This window comes from Pantoea eucalypti (genome assembly GCF_009646115.1).
Classification (GTDB): Bacteria; Pseudomonadota; Gammaproteobacteria; order Enterobacterales; family Enterobacteriaceae; genus Pantoea; species Pantoea eucalypti.
In genome coordinates this window covers 2,864,313-2,890,450 of record NZ_CP045720.1, presented here as the reverse complement: position 1 = coordinate 2,890,450, position 26,138 = coordinate 2,864,313, and the positions used below count along the sequence as shown (strand labels likewise).

Genomic DNA, 26,138 nt, shown 5'->3' with positions numbered 1-26,138 from the left:
CAATGTGACCTGCTGCGCATTATATGTTCATTAAACTGACGTTGTGAATCGGGATTTTAACCTCCCTGCAATACTTTACGTAATTTCAGCGCGGATGTTAGCGCATTTCCGTGAATCAGGAGGGTAAAAATGGGGCTTTCCGGGGTTACCACCGATCAAGGTTGCCACTGCGTCTGTTCGCCACTGAGTTTGCGGTTCAGGAAAAAGGCGGCACTGATCAACGCCAGATGAGTCAGCGCCTGCGGTGTATTCCCCAGCGCATGGCCGTGACTGTCAAACTCCTCGGCATAAAGGCCCAGCGGATTGGCGTAGCTCAGCAACTTCTCGAATTCAAAATGCGCCTCCTGAATCCGCCCTGCGCGTGCCAGACATTCGACATACCAGAAGGAGCAGGCGCCAAACGAACCTTCCGATCCTTTAAGACCGTCGGCGGGCGTCTCATGCGTATTGTAACGCCGCACCATACCATCACTGACCAGGTTGGCTTTGATCGCATCCAGTGTGGCAATCCAGTCCGGATCGGTGGCACCAACAAAGCGTACCAGCGGCATCAGCAGCATGGAGGCGTCAAGGTATTCGCCATGCCGGGTCGAAGAGAAGTGACCGCGTTCGCTGTTCCAGAAGTTCGCCCAGATATCTTCGCGGATCTCACGGCGTGCCCGATCCCAGCGCTCGTAAGGCATCGGCAGGGATCGCTTCATGCCGAGACGCAGCGCACGATCCATCGCTACCCAGCACATCAGACGTGAATGCAGGAAATGCTCCGGTTCGCCGCGCATCTCCCAGATACCGGCATCGGGCTGATCCCAGTTCTCGCTTAGCCAGTCGATCATTTTGACCACATGTTGCCAGCCGCGCTGAGAGATCGCCTCGCCATATTTGTTGGCCAGATAGACCGCATCCATCAGTTCGCCATAGATATCGAGTTGCGTCTGCTGCCAGGCATCATTGCCGATGCGCACCGGTCGGGAGTCGGCATAGCCGGAGAGATTCAGTAATTCCATCTCATGCAACTCAGTGCCGCTGTCGAGACGGTACATCACCTGCAGGCGCATTTCATCATGATGGCTGTTTTCAACGCAGCGACCCACCCAGTGAGTAAAGTGTTTAGCTTCATCGATATAACCCAGCCGCATCAGCGCATACATGCTGAAGGACGCGTCGCGGATCCAGGAGGCGCGATAGTCCCAGTTGCGTTCGCCACCCAGTTCTTCAGGCAGACCAAACGTTGCCGCCGCCGCAATGGAGCCGTGCTGATACGAAGTCAGGAGCTTCAGGACCAGCGCCGAACGCTGCACCATTTCACGCCAGCGTCCCTGATAGGTGCTGTGGCTGCTCCAGTGTCGCCAGTAATTCAGTGTCTCTTCAAAGCAGTGTTCAGTGGCCAGCGCTTCGATATGCGCATCATCCACGCTGCCAAATTCGAACTGCGCATATTCGCCGGGCTGTAACGTGAAGTGGGCTGTCGCACTCTCATCCTCCAGCGTCATCACCACCGAGGCTGCAAGGCGCAGCGACGGCTGGCCCTCAGCATGAAAGTCGATACAGCCATTATGCGCTTCTGCACGGGTCTGCGCCCGGGCATAGTCGTGGCGGGGCGAACAGCGCATCTGAAAGGTGGCACTGCCGCGGACCATTTTGAGCCGACGGATCAGGCGCGGCATCTTATCCCTGTCATCACAAATCGGCATGTAGTCGGTGATTTCTGCCACGCCTTCATCATCCAGCCAGCGGGTCTGCAGGATGTTGGTGTCGGGCAGGTAGAGTTGCTGACGTCGTGCATTGGGCCAGTCAGGAGCCAGAGAGAAAAGTCCGGCGTCATCGCTATCGAGCAGGGCGGCAAAGACCGACGGGCTGTCGAGTTCAGGCCAGCAAAGATAATCAATGGTGCCGTCATTGGCGATCAGCGCACAGGTGCGCAAATCGCCAATGACACCGTGGTCTTCAATCTTACGTTTTACCTTACTCATTCTCATCTCCCTGTCAGTGTCCCTGCTAACTATAGCTGAGCTATTCGATGCGGCTTCGGTTGGGCACAGATGGTTAACGTAAGGTTGAATAAGGCAGGGAAGGGAAAGCGCGTAGAACAGGGCAGGTGAAACTGACGACGTGGTCAGCAGGGTACCCGGGCGCTGATGCGTGTCTGGCGACCCTGCTGACGTTCACTGCCAGTGACGCCTGCTGGCAACGGCGTTGTTTATTTCATTTATTCCTGATCGGCCCGACGGTTATGCCAGCGGCGGATGAACCAGCGCAGCACAAAGGCAAAGATGACCGCGCCCACCAGCCACAGCAGATGTTTCAGATGCTGATCGAGTTTGTGCAGCCACGGCGCGATGATGCCGCCCGCGAAATAGCCGAGGGTCACGAAAATCACGGCCCAGATGGCCGCTCCGATAACGTTAAGAATGAAAAATTTCATTGGATTAAGGCGGCTGGCACCGATAATAATCGGGCCAATCAGTCGGAAGCCATACATAAAACGCACGCCAATTACAAACAGGCTGGGACGGCGTTTAATCAGTCGGTTCGCCTTGACCACTTTATCCTGATGCTTTTTAAAGCGGCGCAGGATGCGCGTGCCCCAGCGGCGGCCTACCCAGTAGAGCAACTGATCGCCGACAATGCCGCCACCCATCGCGGCCAGCACCACGCCCACGTAACGCAGCAGCCCCTCATGCGCGGCCACGCCGCCCAGCAATGTAAATGTTTCCCCTTCGGCAATACAGCCAATAAAAAGTGCCAGATAGCCGTACTGTGTAATTAATGCGTTGATATCCAGATGCAAAATGACTCTCCCTGTGCATTGGGTGATGGTTTCTTTCAGTCTATACGCGATTTGGCCTCCCTTCCGCCCGTGCACGATGGAGGGGTTTATTTACGCTGTTTTTTTGTCCGGTCACCACGAAAGTTTTACTGCCGTTTATACTTGAGAAGACGCTGCCCCCAAAGACGCATGCATCACCGGGCGGCCCATCGCATCAGAGGAGTGACTGTATGAACCATGTCTGGGGACTTCTGGCGCATCCGAACCAGGAAATGCGTCATATCAAGCAAGAGAATGAAAGCGTATCGCACCATTACACCCATCATGTTCTGCTGATGGCGGCGATCCCGGTGATCTGCGCCTTTATCGGAACAACTCAGCTGGGCTGGAATCTGGGTGACGGGCAATATGTGCAACTTAATCTGGCGACCGGGATCGGGTTGGGCATTCTGTTCTATCTGATTATTCTGGGTGGCGTGGCGGTAATGGGACGCGTGATTCACTGGATGGCGCGGGATTACCCTCAGCGTCCCGGCGTTCAGCGCTGTACGGTCTTTGCCGGTTACGTCGCTACGCCGCTGTTCCTGAGCGGACTTGTCGCATTCTATCCGCTGGTCTGGCTCTGTGTGCTGGCAGGTGCGCTGGCGCTGCTTTACACCGGCTATCTGCTCTATATCGGCATCCCCCTGTTTCTGAATATCGACCGCGAAGAGAGCCTGCGCTTTTCCGGCTCAACGCTGGCCATCGGCGTGCTGGTATTTGAAGTGTTACTGGCATTAACTGTCGTGCTGTGGGGATATGGACCGCATCTTTTCTGATAGAACGCTGCCGCCGCTCTGGCGGCAGTTCTCTTTTTACGCCCGGAAACAATCTCACCAGGAAATTTCTTAACCTTACGGGTATGATACCGCTGCCAGCCCGCGCTGCGATTTTACTGAGGCGGGCGGCCTGTGTCGGTCTGACACAGTACATCTTCATAACCGGGTTTTTTTCTACGATGCCTGCAAAAATTCGTTTTACTCTGCTTTCGCTGGCGCTGCTCGTTTCAGGGCAGATTGTTTCACTTCCGGCGCAGGCGACTACCACACTGTCGCAACTTGCGCCTATCGCTCAGCCGCAGATCGCCTCTGGCAGTGCGATGATTGTCGACCTCACCACCAATAAAGTGCTCTTTTCCAGCCATCCGGATCGGGTCAGGCCTATCGCGTCGATCACCAAGCTGATGACGGCGATGGTCGTGCTGGATGCGCATCAGCCGATGAACGAGATGATACCTGTCGATATCAGCCAGACGCCGGAAATGCGTGGTGTCTTCTCACGCGTGAAGCTCAACAGTCAGATCAGCCGCCGTAATATGATGCTGCTGGCACTGATGTCCTCGGAAAACCGTGCTGCTGCCAGTCTCGCGCACGCCTATCCGGGCGGTTATAACGCCTTTATCCGGGCAATGAACGCGAAAGCGCGATCGCTGGGCATGAAACAGACCCGCTATGTCGAGCCGACCGGTTTGTCGACGCAAAACGTCTCAAGTGCACAGGACCTGGTTAAGTTGCTCAAAGCCACACGGGAATATCCGGAGCTGGGCGCGCTTAGCACCACGAAAGAAGAGACGGCGGTTTTTGCTCATCCGAGCTATGCGCTGCCGTTCCGCAACACCAACCATCTGGTCTATAAAAATGACTGGCATATTCAGCTGACCAAAACCGGTTACACGGATGAGGCAGGCCACTGCCTGGTGATGCGTACCATGATTAATAATCGTCCGGTGGCGCTGGTGGTACTGGATGCCTTTGGCAAATATACCCACTTCGCCGACGCTAACCGTCTGCGTAGCTGGATCGAGACCGGTAAAGCGGCACCGGTCCCTGCGGCCGCACTGGCTTATAAAAAACAGAAGTCGGGCCAGGTCGCCAGCAATGGTGCCAGCAGTGCCGGCGTCGAGTAAAAATAGCCGACATGTTGTATTGCGCGACAGGCATTGCCTGCAGGCTGAGCAGGATGCCAGAATAGAATGTGGTCAGAGGCTTCAGGCCCTTTTTTGCCTCTGACCGCCCGGAATCAGCCCCAAAAAATGCCCGTTATTCCTATATTGCCCTCCCTTGCAAAGCCCTACACTACGCGCGACTGGCGAGGGAAGATCGCCTGATTTAAGCTGCCGGAATCTTACTCATATGTTTATACGATCCTTTTTTGCATTGTTAATGCTGGCGCTGGTGGGGTTTGCCCCGGCGCTGGCGCTGGCCGCGGATAATACGGCCACGCCTGCTCAGGAACAGGATGCGCCGCCGAAGCTGAATGCTGCGGTGGAACTGCCGAAAATGCAGAAGATCCTCGATAAAATTAAAAGTCAGGTCTCCGTCGATGCCGGCGAAAACAAGCTGACACAGCTGAATGAAATGGCGCTGGAACTCTCTGGCAGTGCCGATACGCTCGGGCAGGCGCTGGTACCCGATCGCCAGCAGGTCGATGCACAGCTGGGTGTACTTGGCCCGGCCCCGAAAGCCGACAGTGGGGTGAAAGAAACCCCGGAAGTGACACGCAAGCGTAACGCGCTTGAGAGCCAGAAAGGCAAACTCGACGACCAGATTAAACAGGCAGAAGGGATTAAAAATGGCGCGCTGATGCTCTCCTCGCAGATTGTTAACCTGCGTCGTGATCAGCTGAAAAGCCAGCTGGCGTTGAACTCCGGCAGCATCCTTGGTGCACGCTTCTGGTCACCGTTGCTCAATAGCCAGGATCTGGATGGTGAGAAGATTGGTGAGTTCCTGCAGGAGTTGCAGGACACCGCCGCGCTCTCATGGGAGCCGGGCTGGCGCGTGGGCAGTGTCTTCTGGCTGCTGGCGGCATTGCTGGTGATGACGGTCGGTCGTCGCTACAGTGAAGAGTTTCTGGCCTGGGTCAGCATTAATAAACTGCCGGAAGGAAAACTGCGCCGCAGTTTCCTGGCGGCAGCGGTAGCGCTGACTACGCTGGCGGCTGTTGTCCTCACCTTTAACTTTCTCTCTCTGGCCTTTACCCGCCGGGATGAGGTCTCTGAAAACGTTCAGGACTTTGTTGATCGTCTGGTGCAGCTAAGCGTCTTTTGTGGCCTGATTGCCGGACTGGGGCGCGCATTCCTCTCTACCCGCAGGCCCAGCTGGCGCTTACCGGCTATCTCCAATGAAGTGGCGATGGCATTAAAGCCGTTTCCACCCATCACCGCTGTGCTGGTGTTTATCTTCCAGACGGTCGAGGCGTTTAACTACAGCGTCGGCACCAGTCTGAATACCACCATTTTTGCCAACGGCCTGACGGCACTGTTGATTGGCAGTACTGCACTGGCGATCAGCATGCGCACCAACCGCGTACGCCGTCGCCTGACCCAGGCGGGCACACCGCCGGAAGCACGCTCAACGCTGGTCGGGCTGATTCAGATGGGCCTGACGCTGACCGCGGTTGCCATCCTCGTGTCGCTGCTGATCGGTTACGTTACGCTGGCGCGCTTCCTGAGTTATGAAGTGATCTGGTGCGGTCTGCTGTTTGGTTCGTTCTACTTCCTGAGTCACCTGCTCAAGGATGGTTGTGAGAGTCTCTTTTCGACCAGTAATGCCACCGGTCGACGCATTCAGAGTTCACTTAACATCAATGAGCGTCATTTGCAGCAAACGGCTACGCTGCTGACGGCCATCGGTAAAACCTTCCTGGTGCTGGTGGTGGCGCTGGCGCTGGTCAACGGCACCTTTGCCTCTTCAACGCCGATTGAGCTGCTGCAAAAAGTCATTGAGTTCTGGGGCGGTAAAGGCCTCGAATCCCTGAACATTGTGCCAGCGCATATGGTGAATGCGATAATTTGCCTGATTGTCGGCATCTATGTGCTGCGTTCGGTGCGTCGCTGGCTTGATACCGATTTCCTGCCAAAAACCACCATGGATGTGGGGATGCGGGTGTCGCTGGTGACGCTGTTCAGCAACATCGGTTATGTGCTGATTATTCTGCTGACCCTGTCGATTATGGGGCTGCAGTGGAACAAGCTGGCCTGGATCGTCAGTGCGTTGTCGGTTGGTATCGGTTTTGGCTTACAGGAGATCGTGAAGAACTTTATCTCCGGTCTGATTCTGTTGACCGAGCGGCCAGTGAAAGTCGGCGATCTGGTGAGCATCAGCGGCATTGAAGGGGATATTCGCCGGATTAATGTGCGTGCCACGGAGATTCAGCTGGGCGACAAATCCACCGTGATTGTGCCGAACTCGCAGTTTATCTCGCAGAACGTGCGCAACGCGACAATGGGTAATGCGCAGGGTGTGGTCACCATTACGCTGACCTTCCCGCTAAATATCGACCCGGTAAAGGTGCGCGATATTCTGCTGGAAGTTTATAACGAAAACGAACGTATTCTGGAAACACCTGAGCCATCGGTTTCGTTTAAAGATCTGACCCAGCAAGGGATTGTCCTGAGCGTCACCGGTAATGTTGCCGGTCAGCGGCAGATAGCAGGAGCGAAGAGCGATCTGCTGTTCGATATTCTGACGCGTCTGCGTAAAGAGGGCATTCTGCTCTCCACTCCGCAGACCATGATTATTGAGCGCCGTCAGCAGATAGCAGATGTGGAGCCGGTACCCGAAGAGAAGCTGGTTTAAAAGAACCCGTTTCAGAGGTGAAAGGGCCGACGTCTGTCGGCCTTTTTTATGTCCAAAACACGGGCTTTTGCGCCTGTTTTCTCACTCCCGCTGACTACAACGTTTCCTCACGGCTGGTGCGCTGGCCATCGCTGCTCACCGACCGAATGGCGACAGTACCGTTGACCTGCGGCGGTCTGTTGGCGTCGTAGCGCTGCCAGTTCTCACCCTTGTCCAGGCTGTATTCCAGCGTAATGCCAGGCAACGCCACGTTCATCAACAGAATACCATCAGCAATTTTTGCTCCCGGTACGGGCAGGCGATAATCAATACCCGCTTTATCCAGTTTTGCCAGTTCCCGTTGTCCCAGCAGGTTGGCAAATCGCTGCCAGTCGTTCAGAAGCGCCTTCTGATCAACAAGTTGTGTTTTGCCACCGGTATACTCCTCACCCGGCTGATAGTCCCGCTCCCAACTGGCGCGGTGCCAGCTGCGTTCTGCGACTGAAAGGAGGCGAGGATAGTTCATGTACTCCATTTGATCGTCAGTGCGCACGGTCTCGCTCCACAGCTGGGCCGAAATACCATAAGCCCCTTTCCAGGGTTTCGCGGATTTGGCGCTGAAAACGTTACCGTCGCGATCTACCGAAGTTTCAGCATTCTGCGGCAGGTTGTCCGGTGCGAAGCCAAAGATTTTTCGCTCATCGTTGAAGCGAGTGCCCCAGTAATAGCCGCGCTCCAGTGGGTTAACTTCATACGGGAAGTCCAGATAGAGGTAGTCAGGGCTGGAGATGACTACGTCGTACCCTTTCTGTGACCAGTCACCGGCGCTGTCAAAACCGCCCCAGTAGAGGGTATCCCAGAAGTTGACTGCGACACGCGGCGTCGCGAACTCTCCGGCATGTTTGACATCTTTCAGGCCATCCTGCCAGGCCTGCATTTTGCCAATACCGTGCCGGTTCACGATTTCGTTCACGGTCAGGGCAAAATAGCTCGGCAGATGGGCCAGATCTTCCACTTTGCCGCTTTTCACCAGTGCCTGACAGGCCTGTGATTTTGCCCATGGCAAATCTTCGCGGCTCAGGTCTTGCAGACCGGTACCCGGTTTTGGACTGTTTTTGTCAGAGTAGCCTGCGCCCAGCCGGATATTCTTCGCTTCATCACCGCCAAAATGCCAGACGCTGAGTGGCTGGCCTGCCTCCTGGTGCATCGCCTTGATTTCACCAATCACTTTGTCCACGAAGCGTTGTGAACTTTCAATGCAGGGGTTGAGATAGCTGGTACGGTCGTAAAACTGCACTGAGGTGGTGTTGGAGTTATCGGTTGGATCGATCAGGCGCCAGGCGTTAGCCTCGTCAGGTTTCCCCTCCTTCATCAGCCGCTGATAGCGCGCTTCCATTGAGATGACCGCCGCCCGGGCATGGGCGGGCATGTCAATTTCCGGGATGACCTGAATGTGGCGCGCCTGCGCATATTTAACAATCTCTATATAGTCAGCGCGACTGAAATAGCCGCTGCCATTGTTATCACTGAAGGGGCCGGAACCCAGTTGCGGCAGCGAGACACTTTTGTTCGGAAAGATCATGACAGCGTTTCGCACCCACTTCCGTGAGTTCCGGTAAGCCGGGAATCTCAATCCGCCAGCCTTCATCATCACTGAGGTGGAAATGGAAACGGTTCATCTTCCACGATGCCATCTGATCAAGCTGTCGCATCACCGCCTGTTTACTGTGGAAGTTACGGGCAACGTCAAGGAAGGCACCGCGATAAGCAAAGCGCGGCGCATCATGGGCTTCCAGCGTGGCAATCCGTGGCGCGCCCTCTGAGGGGACCAGTGACAGAATCGACATCAGACCGTAGAACGCACCGGCAGCGTCGTAGCCGACTATGCTCGCACGGCGGGAAGTAATATCGAGGTCGTATGCGCCCGATATCGCTTTTTTGCCGCTAAAGTGACCCGGTTTGACCTGCGTGGTAATAGCGAATCCATCAGGCGATTCTTTGAGGCCAAGCAGTGCCATACGCTGTCTCACTGCCTCAGCGGTTTCACGGCTCAGTCCAGTCAGTGACAAGGTGACGCCACGGCTGAGATCGGCATCCTGCGAACGAAGTTTAACGTCCAGCGGCGTGGGTGTGATTTGCCCCCGCAATGCTGAGGCTGGCAGGGTGGCGACATCGCTGTTTTTCTCAAACCGGCTGACAGGCTGCATCAGGACGTTATTGTCATCGGCACTGCGTCGCCAGTGGTTATCCAGCGGCAATACAAACTGGCTGGGATCTTCGTAGTCAGTGCTGGCAATAATTTTTGGCGTCGCCTCACCGGAGGTGACATACCAGCGCGGCATCACATCAGTCACGAACAGTTGCCAGTATTCGTTAACGATGGGGATCTGCACTGATTCGCCCGCGCCAATACCCGTGAATTTCTCTGTTGGCTCCAGTCGCGTTAAGTCTCCGACCAGATGCGTCAATGTAAACTGATCGTTATCGACCCGCAGCGTCTGGCGGATGTTGCTCATGTAGATGGCCCAGTTTTTGTCGGTCAGTGCAGGGCCGTTATTGGTCAGCGTGATAATGGCGCGGTTACAGGAGGCAAAATCGGCGCCTAACGCGGCGCAATCTGTACCGTGCAGTCCCGCCTGGTTGTCTGTTACCTGATAGGTCACGCCAAACTGGCTGATTTGATCAACCACCTTCTGCCCTGACGAGCTGGCGTGGCCTGTGGCGGTAACGCTCAGCAGAGTGAGCGCGATAAGGCTTAACTTGAACATGTTGATTCATCCTTAATGGTGAAAATAGTTCCGAAAGTCCGCAGGGCGTCAGAACAGCGTAAACGGCGCGATAACAATAAATTTGATGTCCTTCTCGTCCTGGAAAATGTTGTTGTATCCATTGCTGAAGCTGGGCAGGTCGCTGTGATTTTTGTAGCGGGTATAGTGAAGATGGAACTGGGTGTCTTTGGCCCGGCCCTGCTGGATTTGATAGATCAGATCAAAGTTCCAGGCCGACTCTCTCAGTCGCTGACTCTGGTCAACGGTGGGGAGCGTGGCGGGTTTTGCATCCCAGCCCCAGACGTAAGATGCGCCGGCTTTCCAGCCCGTCAGCTGCCACGGCGATAAATCGAGCATCGCGCCCGCAAAGATCGCTTTTTCACCATTGGCGTTCCAGTCAGAACGCGAATCCCACCAGATATCCATTCGTCCGTTGGAGGTGGCGTAGCCCGGCGTCATGCGCTGCAGGAAAAAGCCCTGATTCCCTTCAGCTTTAACCCAGCTGCCTTCAAGTCGGAGATCCACCGGGCCGACGGTATAACCGACGGTGATCGCCTGTAACCAGGCCAGGCCATCATAGACATCACGCGGGTTTGCGGCACCCCCCGAGACTTTGTCGCGTGCGCCATAAAACTGATAGCTGGTGCGCAGTTCGTTACCACCTGGGCTGGCAGACCAGGATGCTTTGGCAAAATATTGATCCATATAATGTGCGGCCTGACCAAATGCACCTTCAAGCACCAGATTATTTTTGAAGTCATATTTCATGCCGAATGAATGCAGGTAGCTGACAGGCGTTTTATTATCAGCCTGCCGGAAATCATATAAATCACGATACCAGGGGGCTTTATATTTATCGGTCCACATCCAGGAGAGTGATAATGCGCCTGCTTGCTGGAAATCATAAAGTGCACCCGTTTCAAATCCGCGATAGGTGCCGGGCAGGAAACTCCAGTGAGGCGCAATCAGTGTCTGTCCGGTTGGCTGGATATAACCCGCGCGTAACCAGTAGTCGTTATGTTTTAATTTCAGTGCGGCTTTATAAACCGATGCGCCACTGCTGTCGCCATTCCATTTTTCATTCCAGCGGGAATGCGATTTACTGAAGCCAATTTCATTGGGTGCGGCGGGACCGCTATTGGAAAGTTCAACGGCGCCAAACACGGCGAGGTCCATGCCAATCCAGTCCCCGGCATAGCCGGACTGATAGTCGAGGTTACTGTTGAGTGAAGTATGGTGTAAATTAGCCTGGTACTCTCCCTGATGCTGACTGGCGGGATCGCTCTCTTTTCGGTCTCGCTGTCGCTGCCAGTAAAAAACATTTCCTGTCAGCGTTGAGTCGTCAACAAATCCGGCAGCATAGGCTGGCGTTGATGACATTGCCGTTACGCCTGCTGACAGCGCTATTATTTCCATCAATACTAATGTGTAGTTTTTTTTAGACATGGAAGATCCTGCCCTGAGGTAAATTAATATTTGTGGTTTTTTATTTTTGTGTCGTGAATATATTTTTCGCGACGCGAATTATCAATTGTCAGGGTGGTTTTTTGTGAGGCGTTGCGCATAACCCAGAGACATAAAATAATGTGGGTTCAATATGGGAGGATGGATTAATTTTTTATTAAAATATTATTAGCAGACAAGGTAAGGGCAATCGGTAATCAGGGAAAGCAGTCAGGCTGGATTAAGTGATGACTATTTCATTAACTGAATAACCAAATAGTCTGCAGGTTTTATGGGGTCTGCTGGTTCGGCTGTTTTGAACGTCAGCCTGCAGAGAAGGGCAGGCTGACAGATAACAGCGAGTTAAACCTGTTTCACCGCCCAGCCTTTTTGCTTGCTGGTTTTGCCAATGCCGGGATTGAAGCTGTTAGTCGGATCGAGCCGGCGATAGAACGCCGCCAGTTGCGGTTTCGCCTGATAGAGATGCCCAACGTTATGTTCAGCGGGATATTCCGCGCCGCGCGCCTGAAGGATCTCCAGCATCTGCGCTTTCAGCGCGTGCACATCGACCCCTTTTCTGACGATGTAATCCTGATGGAAGACATGACAGAAGAAGTGACCATAGTAGAGGCGATGGCTTAAAGATGCGCGAATCTCATCGGGCAGAGTTTCAAACCAGTCCGCATCGTTGCGACGCAGGGCGATATCCAGCGCCAGAATATCCTCGACCTCATCGGCATGCACCGCGTGGTAGCGCACGGCCGCACCTGCCGCCGCGAAGCGATGCAGAAAGGCGTGCGCACCTTCTTTGCCTTCACACTCAAAGAACTCGCCGCCGCCTTCGCGGAAGTAGTCACGCAGGAACTGACGCGCTTCTGCCACGCCGTCGCCCGACATCTTCAGCATCAGATGATGTTCATATTTATCGCGATACTGCTTCATGCGTTTGGGCAGATGCGCCGGAAACAGTTTACTCAGGCGCTGCAGCAGGCGATCGCTGAAGTGCGGTTTAACGAAGGAGAGCTTGTTCAGCCAGGCATCAATCCGCCCCTTCAGCGTGAAAAACAGCGGCATCTTATCGGTGCCCAGCTTGTCGATCATCAGGAAGGTGTCTTTGCCATAGACTTCCGCAATGTCATAGATGTCGCGGTGCATATATTCGCCCGCCACCGGCAAATGAGTAAAATGCGCCAGCATGTGACGGCGGATATCGTTGAGCACAGCGGGTTCGTTAGTGCCAATGTAAAACACCTGCTGCTGCGGTTCAGTGGGGAAGGTATCAAGTCGCACCGCGAAGACCGCCAGTTTCCCGGCACAGCCGGATGCTTCGAACAGACGACGCGCATCAGCGTTGTAACGCGCTGGCGTATCGGCATCAACTTCACGCACCCGGTCTGCATATTCATGATCGGAAGCGTGACGGCCATCGTGCTGCACATCTTTAGGCTGCCAGCGATCGTCATCCAGTCGCCCCAGAATCTCTTCCGGCGACGTTCCCAGATCGATGCCGAGATGGTTAACCAGCTTCAGTCTTCCCTGTGCATCAATCTGAGCAAACAGGGCCATTTCGCTGTAGGCCGGGCCGCGCTTAATCAGCGATCCGCCGGAATTATTGCAGATGCCGCCCAGCACCGAGGCACCAATACAGGAGGAGCCAATCACCGAGTGAGGCTCGCGCCCCAGCGGCTTCAGCGCTTTTTCCAGCTGATAGAGTGTACTGCCGGGGAACGCCAGCACCTGCTGGCCACTGTCAATCAGCTGAAGCTTATCGAGTCGCAGGGTACTGACGATCACCAGCGGGCGATCGTAATCGTCGCCATGCGGCGTTGACCCTTCGGTCAGGCCGGTATTGGCCGCCTGCATCAGGATGATGACATCCGCATTCACCAGCGTTTGCAGTACCCGCCAGAGCTCCAGCAGCGTACCAGGAAACGCCACGGCCAGCGCGTCACCTTCGCCGGAGCGAAAGCCCTTGCGATAGCGGGCGGTCTGTTCAGGTTCTGTCAGCAGATGAGAGGGGCCGACCAGGCGGCGCAGGTCAGAAAGCAGGGCAGAGGTTTGTGTCATGAGCAATTCCCTTGTCTTATCAGTGCGTCCTAACTGTAGCACGTCAACTGACCACAACGCAGTGTGACCCTGACCGCTACCTGCTATTCTCATCTTGTGGCACACTGCCGCCTGTTAATTCGATATTGCGCAGTTACTTAAGAGAACCCAACCTGATGAAATGGATTTGCTCTGTTAGTCTCGCTGTCTCCCTCGCGATGCAACCCGCTTTAGCTGAGACAGTGCAAGGTAACCACCCGATGACCGAACAGGCGCGGGATGCCTTCGTTAACCAACTGCTTAAAAAAATGACGCTGGACGAGAAAATCGGCCAGCTGCGTTTAATCAGCGTCGGACCTGATAATCCGAAAGAAGTGATTCGCGACATGATTCAGAAGAGTCAGGTTGGCGCGATCTTTAATACTGTGACCCGTCAGGATATCCGCGCGATGCAGGATCAGGCGATGCAGCTCAGCCGCCTGAAAATCCCGCTGTTTTTCGCCTACGACGTTATTCATGGCCAGCGCACCATTTTCCCGATTCCTTTAGCCCTGGCGTCGAGCTGGGATCTGGATGCGGTGAAAGAGGTGGGGCGCGTCTCCGCCTATGAAGCGGCCGACGATGGGCTGAATATGACATGGGCACCGATGGTCGATGTCAGCCGTGAACCGCGCTGGGGCCGCGGCTCAGAAGGATTCGGTGAGGATACCTACCTTACCAGCGAAATGGGTCGCAGCATGGTGCAGTCGATGCAGGGCAAAAGCGCGGCCGATCGCTACAGCGTCATGACCAGCGTGAAGCATTTCGCACTCTATGGCGCAGTGGAAGGGGGACGCGACTACAACACCGTGGACATGAGTCCGCAGCGTATGTTTCAGGACTATCTGCCGCCCTACAAAGCCTCACTGGATGCGGGCAGCGGCGGCGTGATGGTGGCGCTCAACTCCATCAATGGCGTACCGGCCACGGCAGACAGCTGGCTGCTGAAAGATCTGCTGCGTGATAAGTGGAAATTCAAAGGCATCACCATCAGCGATCACGGTGCGATTAAAGAGCTGATCAAACATGGCGTCGCCAGCGATCCGCAGGAAGCGGTGCGCATCGCTCTGAAGTCGGGCGTCGATATGAGCATGAGCGACGAATATTACAGCAAGTATCTGCCTGCGCTGGTGAAGAGCGGCGACGTTACCATGGCTGAAATTGATGATGCGGCACGGCATGTGCTTAACGTCAAATATGACATGGGACTGTTTAACGATCCCTACAGCCATTTAGGTCCGAAAGAGAGTGACCCGCAGGATACCAATGCGGAAAGCCGTCTGCATCGGGCTGAAGCGCGCGACGTCGCGCGTAAAAGCATCGTGTTGCTGAAAAACCGTCTGGAAACGCTGCCGCTGAAAAAATCGGGCACCATTGCCCTGATTGGTCCGCTGGCAGACAGTCAGCGCGACATTATGGGCAGCTGGTCTGCGGCGGGCGTGGCGAAGCAATCCGTTTCGCTGCTGCAGGGCATGCGCAATGCCACCGAAGGCAAAGCGACGCTGCTGTATGAGAAGGGCGCGAACGTCACCGACAACAAAGGGATTCAGGACTTCCTGAACCTCTATGAGCAGGCTGTTTCTGTTGATACGCGTTCACCGCAACAGATGATTGATGATGCAGTCGCCAAAGCGAAGCAGGCCGATGTGGTGGTCGCCGCCGTGGGTGAAGCGCAGGGTATGGCGCACGAAGCCTCCAGCCGCAGCGATCTGGTGATCCCGCCGAGCCAGCAGAAGCTGTTAGCCGCGCTCAAAGCTACCGGTAAGCCGCTGGTGATTGTGCTGATGAACGGCCGCCCGCTGTCGATAGTGAACGAAGATCGCATGGCTGATGCCGTGCTGGAAACCTGGTTCAGTGGCACCGAAGGTGGCAACGCCATCGCCGATGTGCTGTTCGGTGACTATAACCCATCGGGCAAACTGCCGGTCTCCTTCCCGCGTTCAGTGGGTCAGATTCCGATCTACTACAACCATCTGCCAACTGGCCGGCCTTACAACTTTGCGAAGCCGAACAAGTACACCTCGCACTACTATGATGCGGTTAACGGCCCGCTCTATCCGTTTGGTTACGGCCTGAGCTATACCACGTTCACCGTGTCGCCGGTAAAAATGTCTTCACCGACCATGCCGCGTAATGGCAGCATTAAGGCCAGCGTAACGGTAACTAACAGCGGTAAGCGTGATGGTGCGACGGTGGTCCAGATGTATCTGAACGATCCGGTCGCCTCTATCAGCCGTCCGGTGCAGGAGCTGCGTGGTTTCAAACGCATCATGCTGAAAGCAGGCGAGTCGCAAACCGTGACCTTTAAGATCGACGTCGATGCGCTGAAATTCTGGAACCAGCAGATGCAGCATGTTGCCGAGCCAGGCAAATTCAACGTGATGATTGGACTCGACTCCGTGCGTACTCAGGATGCGCAGTTCAACTACCAATAACCGTCAGCCTTTCCCCTGAATGCAGGGGAAGGTGATGCGGCGCGTCGTGAGCGTCCTGCTATCGCGCGTCGCATCATATCCACTATCAGAGCCGCTATGATTAATCTGCGTGACCGCATTCAGCAGCAGGTCTTCCGCCTTAATGGTCTGTCGATGAATGAATTTGACCTCTCTCAACCGCCAGGCGATCCCGGCCTGTATGGCCCGGACAGCGTGATCTGGCGCGTCCACGGTGATTTCACCTCCATGATGTGCGGCGGGATCAGCGCGCTGCTGTTGCAGATGCTGCATCCAGCGGCGCTGGCGGGCGTCTGGGATCACTCCAATTTCCGCGAAGATATGATGGGCCGCCTGCGGCGCACCAGTCAGTTTATCGCCGTGACCACCTACGGGAATTCGCAGGATGCCCGGACGCTGATTGAGCGGGTGAAACGCATCCATCTGAAAGTCAGCGGCGTCGACAGCGAAGGCAAACCTTATGCCGCCAGCGATCCACATCTGCTGACCTGGGTGCATGTGGCGGAGACCAGCCGTTTTCTGGCGGCCCATCTGCGCTATAAAAATCCGCAGCTCAGCCGCGCCGAACAGGATCAGTACTATCAGGAAGCGGCGCAGATTGCCGAGGCGCTGGGCGCGGAGAAGGTGCCGAAAAGCGTTGTTGATGTGGCGGATTACCTGCAACAGATGCGAGCAGAGCTGCGCTTTGATGAGCGTACCGCCGAAGTGACGCGATTGCTGATGAACGCCCCTGCACCGAGCTGGCAGGCGAAACCAGTGATGAAGATCATGCTGAAATCAGGCTTCGGGCTAATGCCAGCCTGGGCGCAGGCGATGTCCGGTAGAGAAATCGGCCGCTTTGAGCAGGCGATCATTGACCAGAAGATTAATGTCATCGCGTTGGGGTTGAGATGGTCGATTCAGCGCGGAGCGTGGTATCGGGCGATGGTAAGGATGGGGAGAGATCCGCACTGAGGTGACTGGTATCTTTTTTACTCGTTTTTTAAGTAAGTCAGATGGTTAAGTTTTATCAGCATAACGACGCGGGTTCAGTGCTTTAAAAGTAACCCTACAGGCGCTTTTATGGCTTCCCGCAGAACCGAAAATGTCACGCGAGAGCAAGCAGCGTTTCCTGAAGCTATGACCACGAAAAAGCAGGTTATGCTCTGACGTTTATAGTCTGTTCAGGCTTCTGCATGTCTTACACTGATAATCTTTTGTACAGCAGTTTCAACAATTGATCGTTCCGGGCCAGCCATAAAGCTTACAGGCTGAGACAGATTATGGCTGTTTCTCCAGGCCTGGTTTCCAGCAAAGGATAAGTTGGGCATATCCGTGAGCGTTTATAATAAGTATTTTCTTTTGACTAACGACTCTGGGGGAAAAGTGTTTTCTGACAGCAAGAACATTCCGATACTTAATTCTCTGACCGGCTATCAGCTCTCCCGCTTGCATACTTTTGAGTGTGTTGCACGGCGATTATCATTTGCGCTTGCTGCCGAGGAGTTATTCGTTAGCCCAAGCGCGGTGAGCCATCGTATCAGCCAGCTTGAAAAAGAACTGGGTTTCAGCTTGTTTTACAGGCTCCATCGTAAAATAGCTCTCACGCCTGAAGGAGAACGGATGCAATGGGCACTAAAAAATTCTTTTAATCTTTTAAATCAAGAGGTTAATTACATAAGGAATAGCGGGCTTACAGGTGATCTGACTGTTTATTCACATCCGTCTATCGTTCAGTGCCTTCTTCTTCCTCATCTTAATAAGTTTATAGAACAGAATCCTGCCGTTCAGCTGAAGATTCTGACCGGACTTGAAGCTATTAATCTGGCTAATCGGGGAGTAGACCTGGCAATATACTTCGGAAAACCTTCGTTTTCTGAAAGCTATACCGAAGAGATCTTCATGAAAGAAGCCATAACGCCGGTCTGTACTCCGCGGTATGCCAGAAATCATGGTCTTTATAACAATCCCGAAAAACTGTCAGATTGTATCTTTCTGCACGATCGTTTTAACTCAGGTGAAAATGAATGGGCAAATTGGACAAGTTTTTTTCAGCTGGATATTGATACTGATCTAAAAGGAATATCCTTTGACCGTTCTGATTTGGCTCTGATTGCAGCTTCCCGGCATCTTGGTATTGCGATGGGAAGAATTAATCTTGTCCAGGAATGGACGGAAAGAGGAGAATTAATTTTTCCTTTCCCGGGCATGCTGATGCCCGTAGAGCACTGTTACTTCAACTGCATAATATCCGACAGGCAGTGGCCAAAAATCATGGCTTTTAAGCGATTCCTGAGTTGTCTGCCTGATGTATATTAATATTTTTTTTTAGCCCAGGTGTCGGGGCTATACCAGGAAATAAGATTGAACCTGAAGATTTTTCCATGTTTAAAATAATCGATATGTGACCTGGTTTCGTTCCATGCTATTGCTGTATCGTCGCCAAATCGAAGTATCTCAATACGTTGATTTTTTGCAAGACTAAACCATTTTCTATTTCTCATGATTTCAAAGCTGGCCTTGTCACTCAATGTGATGAGAGGCGCACCGTGAGAGTAATTTGTTACCTGAATCATAATGTTATTACCTCCAGTGCAGTTTATATTATAACTTAAAATATCGTAATTCATTCTACTGACTTATTTTTTGAATGCTGTTGATGCGTTTTTACTGTAATAAAAAGCAGGCCAATAATAAGCAGCACTGTGCCAGCAATAAAGTTGGCCTGAACTTTTTCATGCAATATTATTATGCCCGAAAGTATTCCGAAAAAAGGTGTCATAAATGTCAACATTGAAAGTGAGGCTACCTGATAATTTCGCAGCAGGCTGAACCACACAAGATAACTGATTACTGAAACAATTAATGTCTGGAATATCAGGCTTCCATATGCCACTGTACCTGGCTTGAAATGATAACCATCATTAAAGAGCGATATGGTCATTAGAATGATAAATGCACCTGAAAGCTGATACAGCAGGGTCTGTTTTGCTGAGCACACAGAAAGTGGCGTTGTACGTATAACTACGGTAGTGCATCCCCAGGCCAGGCCAGCAAGTAGTCCGCACAAATCGCCATAATTAATGCTGTCAAAGCCAGCATGAGCGACTGTATTGATCATGCTTACCACCAGCCCAAAAAATGCAATCATCACACCAAACCACTGTCGGGCAGTAAGTTTTTCTTCGGCAGAAAAAATATGCAAGCCTACAGCAGAATAGAGTGGAGCAGTATAAAGAAGTACCGCCATATGCGATGCGCTGGAGTAGCGTAGTCCTTCAGAAAGAAAAAAAAATTCCAGCGCAAAGAGGACTCCTGCACAAACGCCTGCGAAGAGTGTCATTTTCTCCATTGAAAATTTTTCTCCTTTAATCTTTGCATAAACGTATATTACTAATGCCGCGAGACCGGATCGCATAGCAATCTGCAGAGTGAGTGAAACCTCTTTTTCGGCAGCCTTGATTGCAACCTGCTGTAGTCCCCATACAAAGCAGATGAGCGTCATGATCATGATCGCTTTGCTGTTTAAAGGTAAACGCATAATATTTTCTTTAACTCCAGGCTATAGACGATATCAGGCGTGTCCGGATATCATAATTCGTTTGTATGAACGAAAAATTGTGAGTTTTTTATTTTTAGCGCTGATTCAGGATGGTGCATTATATTTTTAACATCTTTCCGGTATGGATATTCGCGTTTCTTTGTCCGCTTTCGGGTTATTTAATTTTTCCTGCAGTGTTACGGGGGAATAGGGTAATTTTTAATGGTATTATTATTGAAAATATTAGCGTTCAGGATGCGCAGAATGACATTCTGCAATACAGGTCGGGGATTGCAAAACTACTATAATCAGATGTGCCGGATTCAACCTTCCGATTTGGTTACATGGATTTAGTTCGATAGGGATATTTAACGTTTTTTTGCCTTAAGCTTCAAATGATATATATCATGCTTTACATGATATGAATTCATCTCAAGGGTAATATCATTTCTTTGAGGATTTCCGAGCTATTTGAAAAAAAGATGCAGTTAGCCACAGCTGATTTTTTATGATTGATATTTGCTCAGTTTCTGCATAGGAACATCAGGCAGTCGGATTTACGCATAGGGCCGGTCATTATCGATGCAAACAGACGCTATTCTTTTAGAAAGCCCTGTATGGTTTTATGATTAGCATGAGGCGATGATCGTCTCATCCTGTGTTAAAACCTTAGTCTTTTTTTAATCGCATCGCTCTGGAATTTCACACTGTTTATCCGGGTCGTGTAAAAGTGTTTTTGGTACAAGAATCCTTCATCAGCTCCTCGCTCTACATCATCCTGAGATGCACTTTGAGACTATTACCCTTGTCTCATATCGCCGTAGCCAGGATCCTGCTCTATTCTCGGGGAAAATGGATTCCTCCAGGCTTTGTCGAGGCACTATGACGTACAAATCCCTGATTGCTGAAGTCCACAATCAGCAGCGCACACTGACCGCAATTGTCGAACAGGATGAGCGCACCGCCTATTTTTACATCTGGCCCACCGACCTGTTCCGCAGTCAGTATGCTGTGCGCGGCTGCTGGCTGCGAAACCTGCTGCCTGCGCCGGCGCAGGAAGACCGCGAGGCGATGGAGCAAGGCATAGCGCCGCTGCTCAGCGCAGAGTATTGCCGTAATCTGGAAGCGGAACCCGCACTGGACCCGGCCGGTCTGCAGATCCTGTGGGAGCCTTCTGATGATGGTGCAGCACTGTGGTATTACGGCCAGCTGCTGGCTGTCATCCCTGGCTGGAGCCTCTATCAGGAGAAACAGGTGAGTTTCTCCGCAGGCTGCATCAAAAAGAACCGGCTGACGGCCCCACTGGGGTCAGCATCAACCAATGACTACTATGCCCGTGCAGAGCATCAGCGTCAGTTCTGGCGAGAATGGCACGACGGCAGCGAGTGGGATAAGGTCCAGCAGGATCTCATGGCCTGCTATCAGGCTCGTTTCGGTGAGTCGGTGAAATATTACGCGATTGATCAGGGTAGCTGGCCGCCAATGGCAATCTCGCAGCACTGGCATCAGGGCGTCTGGTATTTCCTGACGCTTGGCATGAGTATCCGGCCCATGCCGCAGGTCGATTATCTGTTTGATGAGCTGGCACCGCAGTATCGACGTATCGAACTGGGTATGGCGGTTGACGGTGAAATCATGACGGAAGGCAATGCGGTGCAGATGGCCAGCACATTGGCGGAATTTGTACATCTGCCCTGGGCGCGTCTCACCTGGCTGGGCGAGGGCCATACGCTGGCGTCAGAAGTGGCACCGGTCGGCTTTGAAAGCTTCCTGCTGGCGAATGAACTGGCAACCGAAAAAGGGCAGTTCACGCTGCCCAAGCGTGATGGCGATCGCCCGACGCTGCTCTGGACAACGCCGATTACTGAAGCGGAGCGGCAGTTCGCGCAGGCCGATGAACACGGCGGCCAGAAGTTACGGGAGTTGTTAACAGCAGACGGTAACGATCACGTTTTCCGTCCACGCCAGCAGGTGGTCGATTCGCCAGAGTAGCTCAGCAATGACGCGCCTGTAGACACTTTCCCCGGCGGCTGTCGGGGAGGTGATAGTCCCGGAGTGAAATTAAATTTCACATAAATCATACATTTCTTAAATATGTGATCCCGCCCATCTCAAGTTCCCCTTAAGCGAGCCGTTAACCCGAATAAGGCAATCGCGCCGTACCAGGGGCAGGGGCATGAAGATGTTCAAAACAACACAATCCCGCTTTACCGCAACAATGATCGCATTCTTTGTTGCGCTTTTACTCGTTACAGTCTGGGTGATTAATCAGTTCGTCGCACCACAGCTCGTCGACAGCGAAAGCCGTCTGGTTCGCTATCAGGTTGATTCACTGGCCTCTGGTATCGTTGAACAGATGAACCGCGTGCAGGCTCAGCAGCGTGCGATTACCGAAGCGGCCTCCGTTATGGAAAGCGCGACTATCGACACCCTGTTACCGACGCTGGTAAACCAGTATCAGGACAGCAATGTGTTTGGGGGCGGTATCTGGCCACTGCCAAACCGTCGTGATCCGGCCAAAGAGAAAGACAGCAGCTTCTTTGCCCGTAATGCCAGCAATGAACTGCAGGTCAATACCTACTGGAACTCCGACGCCGCCGACAAATACTGGGAGCAACCCTGGTATAAAGATGGCATGGCTGCTGCAAAAGGGCAGTGTGCCTGGGCTAAAGCCTATCAGGATGCCGCCAGTCCGCAGCCGCGTACTAACTGTGCTATGGCCATCTACAAAAATGGCACGGCCTGGGGTGTTGCCACTATCGACGTCACGCTGGGGTTCTTTAATCAGCTGGCGAAGCAGATGGGTGAAACCATTCATGGCAACGTGCTGATTGTTGAAGCCGACGGCAAAGTCGTGGGCAATGGCGCGCTGGTGAATGCTGCACCGAAGCTGGAGAACCTGGCTGACGTGCAGATGCCGATGGCAGCACCGCTTAAAGCGCTGCTGAACGGTGTTGGCAGCCAGCCGCTGGAAACCACCTATGACAGCAGCGAAGGCGAGCAGACCCTGTTCGTTCAGGCGATTCCCGGCAGCCCGTGGTATCTCGCCAGTAGTCTGCCGACCAGCCTGCTGAAAGCGCAGTCGCATAACATGCTGACCCGACTGGGCCTGGTGCAGATTCCTCTGGCGGTAATCCTGCTGCTGGTGTCGCTGGGCTTTGTCCGCGCCATGATGAAGCGTCTTAACGTGCTGAACAGCAACATCGAAGCGCTGTCGAAAGGGGGCGCCGATCTGACGCAGCGTCTGCCAGCCAGCAACAGCCCTGAGTTCAATGCCGTCGCGCAGAGCTTTAACCAGTTCATCAGCTATCTGCAGGGGCTGCTCCAGCAGGTGGGCGATAGTGCGCTGGCGATCACCGCCGCATCGCGGGAAATTGCCAGTGGTAACGCCAATCTCTCCTCCCGTACTGAAGATCAGGCCAGCTCAATTGTAGAAACCGCCGCGTCAATGGAACAGCTGACCGGCACCGTCCGTCAGAACGCCGACAACGCGACGCATGCTAACCAGCTGGCGGCCGATGCCTCCCAGGTGGCTGCGCGTGGCACCGAAGTGGTCCGTCAGGTGGTCACCACCATGGGTGAGATTCATCACTCGTCCCGTAAAGTGGTCGATATCATCAGCGTAATCGACAGCATCGCATTCCAGACCAATATCCTGGCGCTGAACGCCGCAGTCGAAGCTGCACGTGCCGGTGAACAGGGTCGCGGTTTTGCGGTGGTGGCATCGGAAGTGCGTAACCTGGCACAGCGTTCAGCTAATTCGGCACGAGAGATTAAAAAGTTAATCGAAGAGTCAGTGGCGAACATTGATACCGGCAGCGCGCTGGTGGAACAGGCGGGTCAGACCATGGATGAGCTCATGCAGGGCGTGAGCAGTGTGACCACCCTGATGAGCGAAATCATGTCAGCCAGCCGTGAGCAGAGCATGGGTATCGAACAGGTCAACGTGGCAATTACCCAGCTGGATGGCACCACACAGCAGAACGCCGTGCTGGTGGAGCAGGTTTCCGCTGCCGCGCAGGCGATGGAATCACAGAGTACCCAGCTTGAGCGGGTTGTTCAGAGCTTCCGACTGTAATTCTCTTCCAGGCCAGCCTTGCTGGCCTGATTTCCCCTCTGCTTCATCCGCTTATCTCTGACGGACCTGGGTAAAAAATCCGCGATGATCCGCCCAAACTGCGCATTCTGTGCCAGAATAGTTGGGAATAATCTCAAGGAAACGCCATGTCTGCTATTGAAGTTATCCTCGTTGACCACCTCGATCGTCCCACCGGCAAAATGGAAAAGCTGGAAGTGCATGAAAAAGGATTGCTGCACCGCGCGGTGACGGTCTACATCTTCAATTCCCGGCAGGAGCTGTTATTGCAGCGGCGCGCCAGCGATAAGTATCATTGTGGTGGTTTATGGAGTAACACCTGTTGTGGCCATCCTTATCCCCATGAATCGACCCGCGACGCCGCCGAGCGCCGTCTGCGTGAAGAGATGGGTATGACAGTGGCACTGACGCCGGTGTTTGAACTGAGCTATAACCTGAAGCTGAGCAATGGCCTGACAGAGCATGAATATGGTCATGTCTTTTTTGCGATCTGTGACAGCCTGCCGCAGCTTAATCCTCAGGAAGCGGATGCCTTTGATTATCGTCCGATGGCGATGATCGAGCAGCAGATGCAGCAGCAGCCACAGCAGTTCACGCCGTGGTTTTTGCATACCTTCCCGCGTATCCCGGATTATCTGGAGCAGTTTCCATTTCCGGCTGTCACGGCATAAAAAAACCGCACTAAGGTGCGGTCAGACGGTTTGAAATTCAAAGCGATGGGCGCAAACGTCCATCGCTAAACATCGCGGCCAGGGATGGCGTCTTTTGCATCTTTGCAGAGGACGTTTGTTCCCTGAGCCTGCGTGCGCGCCACGCCCGGAATGTTGTTTAACGCGGCAGCTCAAAATCCTCCGCATCCACATCATAGCCCGACGGCTCCCAGCGGATGGCCAGCAGCGCCAGAAGACCGGCCAGCGGCGCCAGGAAGATCACCCAGAACACGCCCGTGCCCAGCGCCGCGACCAGCACCGGAAACAGAAACAGCGAAACGGTTGAACTGCCGCGCATCAGTGTCTGGTTGAAGCCCACGCCCACGCCGCGCAGTGAAGTGGGATAGCTGAGTGAGGCAAACGTCATGGTGTGCGAGCCAGGCCCGAATCCCTGACCAAACAGGAACAACGCCAGCATGGCGATAGCCATTGCTGCCTCCTGACCGCCTTCCGGGCGACCAATCAGCGCCAGCCCAAGCAGCGCCACACACTGACAACCATATCCCGCCACTGACATCTTCCACGCACCCAGACGCGGCACCAGTCGCACCGCCAGAATCCCGCCGACAAAGGCAAACAGCAGATTCAGTGCCAGCGACACCAGAATGGTGGTGAGCATCGACTGAGCAAAGAAGCTGGAGATAATCACCGGCAGTCCAAACGCCACAGCGTTATAGGCAAACGACGAGGCGATAGAGGTAATGGTCGCCAGCAGCGTACGGCGGCGATAGACGCCCTGCAGCAGCGCACCATAGTTACGCCAGCTTGCCTTACGCACCGGCGTGGCAGCGGTCAGTGCGGCGTCGGACGCGACCTGAGCGTTGATATTCCACGCACTGCGTAAAATCGCCGCGGCCCCTTTCAGGTCGCCCTGATTAGCTGCCCACACCGGGGATTCGCTCATGTAACGGCTGCGGATAGCGATGATGACAATCGCCGGAACGGCGCCAAAACCGAGGATCAGCCGCCAGAGCCAGTCGGTGTGACTTTCGGGCAACACCGCATAGAGCAGCAGCACCAGCAGATAAGAGATGCTGATCGCCGCGTACCAGGTCGGACACCACATCGCCACGCTGGCCGCTTTATTCCCCTTACCGCGCAGCTTTGAAAACTCCGCCAGAAAGGCCATCGCCACCGGCAGATCGATCCCGACGCCCAGCCCCATTACGAAGCGCGCGCCAGCCAGCACATATTCATTGGGCGCAAATGCACAGGCGATAGCCGCCACCACGAAAAAGAACATATCGGCCATGAAGACCCGATAACGGCCAATTTTGTCGGTGAGATAGCCGCCAATCAGCGCGCCGATAATCGCCCCGAAGGTAATGGCCGAGGCGACCATGCCGGTGCCGGCTGGGGTGAGATTAAACTCGCGTGTGATGTCTTTGATGCCAAAGGCCAGCGCACCCAGGTCGTAGGCGTCGAGAAAAACGCCTCCCAGCGCAATCGCCACCACAATGCGGGCATTATTACGGGCGCTGTCGCCGCTGTTGACTAATCGGGAGACGTCAGCTGCGCTACGAATCCACTGTGTTTCGCCACCGGGCGAACTCCCTGCTGTTGCCACATGGGCGGAAGAAGTCAGATCGGACATGATGTTATGTATCTTTTATTTTAAACAGATTACCGAGAATAGCCGTTTAGACGCCCAGACGTAAATTCATTTCAGTTATATAAAATAACCTTATAATCCCAAATTGT

15 protein-coding genes and 1 pseudogene are annotated in these 26,138 nt (G+C 53.8%); 9 read left to right on the top strand and 7 right to left on the bottom strand.

Annotation, left to right across the window (positions count from 1 at the left end; genetic code table 11):
- Positions 1-155 precede the first annotated feature (155 nt).
- Together EE896_RS13470 and EE896_RS13465 are read right to left on the bottom strand one after the other, a co-directional pair.
- Positions 156-1,970: a glycoside hydrolase family 15 protein gene (locus EE896_RS13470; protein WP_003851815.1), complete on the bottom strand. Its 1,815-nt coding sequence runs from the start codon at positions 1,968-1,970 to the stop codon at positions 156-158.
- 236 nt (positions 1,971-2,206) lie between these two features.
- A complete protein-coding gene (locus tag EE896_RS13465) occupies positions 2,207-2,788 on the bottom strand; it encodes a DedA family protein (protein ID WP_105099383.1) in 582 nt (193 codons plus the stop codon).
- Positions 2,789-2,997: 209 nt separating this feature from the next.
- On the opposite strand from EE896_RS13465, the gene EE896_RS13460 reads away from it, so the two are divergent.
- From EE896_RS13460 to EE896_RS13450, 3 genes are all read left to right on the top strand, one after another.
- Positions 2,998-3,585, top strand: coding sequence for a Yip1 family protein (locus EE896_RS13460; RefSeq protein WP_140915823.1), 588 nt, complete (start codon positions 2,998-3,000; stop codon positions 3,583-3,585).
- 179 nt (positions 3,586-3,764) lie between these two features.
- Entirely contained in the window at positions 3,765-4,712 is a 948-nt protein-coding gene (gene pbpG, locus EE896_RS13455) for a D-alanyl-D-alanine endopeptidase (protein ID WP_003851808.1), read from the top strand.
- Positions 4,713-4,938: 226 nt separating this feature from the next.
- Positions 4,939-7,383 carry a DUF3772 domain-containing protein gene (locus EE896_RS13450; RefSeq protein WP_039659233.1) on the top strand — a complete coding sequence of 815 codons (2,445 nt, stop codon included), beginning with the start codon at positions 4,939-4,941 and terminating at the stop codon, positions 7,381-7,383.
- Between the two features lie 94 nt (positions 7,384-7,477).
- On the opposite strand, the pseudogene EE896_RS13445 reads toward EE896_RS13450, so the two are convergent.
- From EE896_RS13445 to dld, 3 genes and pseudogenes are all read right to left on the bottom strand, one after another.
- A pseudogene (locus tag EE896_RS13445) lies at positions 7,478-10,130 on the bottom strand (beta-N-acetylhexosaminidase).
- A 48-nt stretch (positions 10,131-10,178) separates the two neighbouring features.
- Complete coding sequence (gene chiP, locus EE896_RS13440) at positions 10,179-11,576, bottom strand: chitoporin ChiP (protein WP_140915825.1); 1,398 nt, start codon at positions 11,574-11,576, stop codon at positions 10,179-10,181.
- 360 nt (positions 11,577-11,936) lie between these two features.
- Positions 11,937-13,640: a D-lactate dehydrogenase gene (dld, locus tag EE896_RS13435; RefSeq protein ID WP_003851802.1), complete on the bottom strand. Its 1,704-nt coding sequence runs from the start codon at positions 13,638-13,640 to the stop codon at positions 11,937-11,939.
- A gap of 155 nt (positions 13,641-13,795) precedes the next feature.
- Here dld and bglX point away from each other — a divergent pair, with 155 nt between their 5' ends.
- From bglX to dsdC, 3 genes are all read left to right on the top strand, one after another.
- The gene (bglX, locus tag EE896_RS13430; protein ID WP_008925070.1) at positions 13,796-16,093 is read left to right on the top strand and encodes a beta-glucosidase BglX; all 2,298 of its coding nucleotides are present in this window, start codon (positions 13,796-13,798) and stop codon (positions 16,091-16,093) included.
- Between the two features lie 96 nt (positions 16,094-16,189).
- Positions 16,190-17,065, top strand: a complete 876-nt coding sequence (locus EE896_RS13425; RefSeq protein WP_140033587.1) for an oxygenase MpaB family protein — start codon at positions 16,190-16,192, stop codon at positions 17,063-17,065.
- A gap of 411 nt (positions 17,066-17,476) precedes the next feature.
- The gene (gene dsdC, locus EE896_RS13420) at positions 17,477-18,409 is read left to right on the top strand and encodes a DNA-binding transcriptional regulator DsdC (RefSeq protein ID WP_140033586.1); all 933 of its coding nucleotides are present in this window, start codon (positions 17,477-17,479) and stop codon (positions 18,407-18,409) included.
- A gap of 307 nt (positions 18,410-18,716) precedes the next feature.
- On the opposite strand, the gene EE896_RS13415 is transcribed toward dsdC, so the two are convergent.
- Positions 18,717-19,631, bottom strand: coding sequence for a DMT family transporter (locus EE896_RS13415; protein WP_078804207.1), 915 nt, complete (start codon positions 19,629-19,631; stop codon positions 18,717-18,719).
- Between the two features lie 882 nt (positions 19,632-20,513).
- Here EE896_RS13415 and EE896_RS13410 point away from each other — a divergent pair.
- From EE896_RS13410 to idi, 3 genes are all read left to right on the top strand, one after another.
- On the top strand, positions 20,514-21,623 hold the full coding sequence (locus EE896_RS13410; protein WP_140915826.1) for a suppressor of fused domain protein: 1,110 nt from the start codon (positions 20,514-20,516) through the stop codon (positions 21,621-21,623).
- Between the two features lie 190 nt (positions 21,624-21,813).
- The gene (locus tag EE896_RS13405; protein WP_140915894.1) at positions 21,814-23,709 is read left to right on the top strand and encodes a methyl-accepting chemotaxis protein; all 1,896 of its coding nucleotides are present in this window, start codon (positions 21,814-21,816) and stop codon (positions 23,707-23,709) included.
- A 146-nt stretch (positions 23,710-23,855) separates the two neighbouring features.
- Positions 23,856-24,398, top strand: a complete 543-nt coding sequence (idi, locus tag EE896_RS13400; RefSeq protein WP_008925075.1) for an isopentenyl-diphosphate Delta-isomerase — start codon at positions 23,856-23,858, stop codon at positions 24,396-24,398.
- Between the two features lie 157 nt (positions 24,399-24,555).
- On the opposite strand, the gene EE896_RS13395 is transcribed toward idi, so the two are convergent.
- On the bottom strand, positions 24,556-26,031 hold the full coding sequence (locus EE896_RS13395; protein ID WP_003851786.1) for an MFS transporter: 1,476 nt from the start codon (positions 26,029-26,031) through the stop codon (positions 24,556-24,558).
- Between the last annotated feature and the right edge of the window lie 107 nt (positions 26,032-26,138).

Excerpts from the sequence above, each read along its gene's own strand:
- EE896_RS13470 (WP_003851815.1), bottom strand. The coding sequence starts at position 1,970 with ATGAGTAAGGTAAAACGTAAGATTGAAGACCACGGTGTCATTGGCGAT.
- EE896_RS13460 (WP_140915823.1), top strand. The coding sequence starts at position 2,998 with ATGAACCATGTCTGGGGACTTCTGGCGCATCCGAACCAGGAAATGCGT.
- pbpG (WP_003851808.1), top strand. The coding sequence starts at position 3,765 with ATGCCTGCAAAAATTCGTTTTACTCTGCTTTCGCTGGCGCTGCTCGTT.
- EE896_RS13450 (WP_039659233.1), top strand. The coding sequence starts at position 4,939 with ATGTTTATACGATCCTTTTTTGCATTGTTAATGCTGGCGCTGGTGGGG.
- chiP (WP_140915825.1), bottom strand. The coding sequence starts at position 11,576 with ATGTCTAAAAAAAACTACACATTAGTATTGATGGAAATAATAGCGCTG.
- dld (WP_003851802.1), bottom strand. The coding sequence starts at position 13,640 with ATGACACAAACCTCTGCCCTGCTTTCTGACCTGCGCCGCCTGGTCGGC.
- bglX (WP_008925070.1), top strand. The coding sequence starts at position 13,796 with ATGAAATGGATTTGCTCTGTTAGTCTCGCTGTCTCCCTCGCGATGCAA.
- EE896_RS13425 (WP_140033587.1), top strand. The coding sequence starts at position 16,190 with ATGATTAATCTGCGTGACCGCATTCAGCAGCAGGTCTTCCGCCTTAAT.
- EE896_RS13415 (WP_078804207.1), bottom strand. The coding sequence starts at position 19,631 with ATGCGTTTACCTTTAAACAGCAAAGCGATCATGATCATGACGCTCATC.
- EE896_RS13410 (WP_140915826.1), top strand. The coding sequence starts at position 20,514 with ATGACGTACAAATCCCTGATTGCTGAAGTCCACAATCAGCAGCGCACA.
- EE896_RS13405 (WP_140915894.1), top strand. The coding sequence starts at position 21,814 with ATGTTCAAAACAACACAATCCCGCTTTACCGCAACAATGATCGCATTC.
- idi (WP_008925075.1), top strand. The coding sequence starts at position 23,856 with ATGTCTGCTATTGAAGTTATCCTCGTTGACCACCTCGATCGTCCCACC.
- EE896_RS13395 (WP_003851786.1), bottom strand. The coding sequence starts at position 26,031 with ATGTCCGATCTGACTTCTTCCGCCCATGTGGCAACAGCAGGGAGTTCG.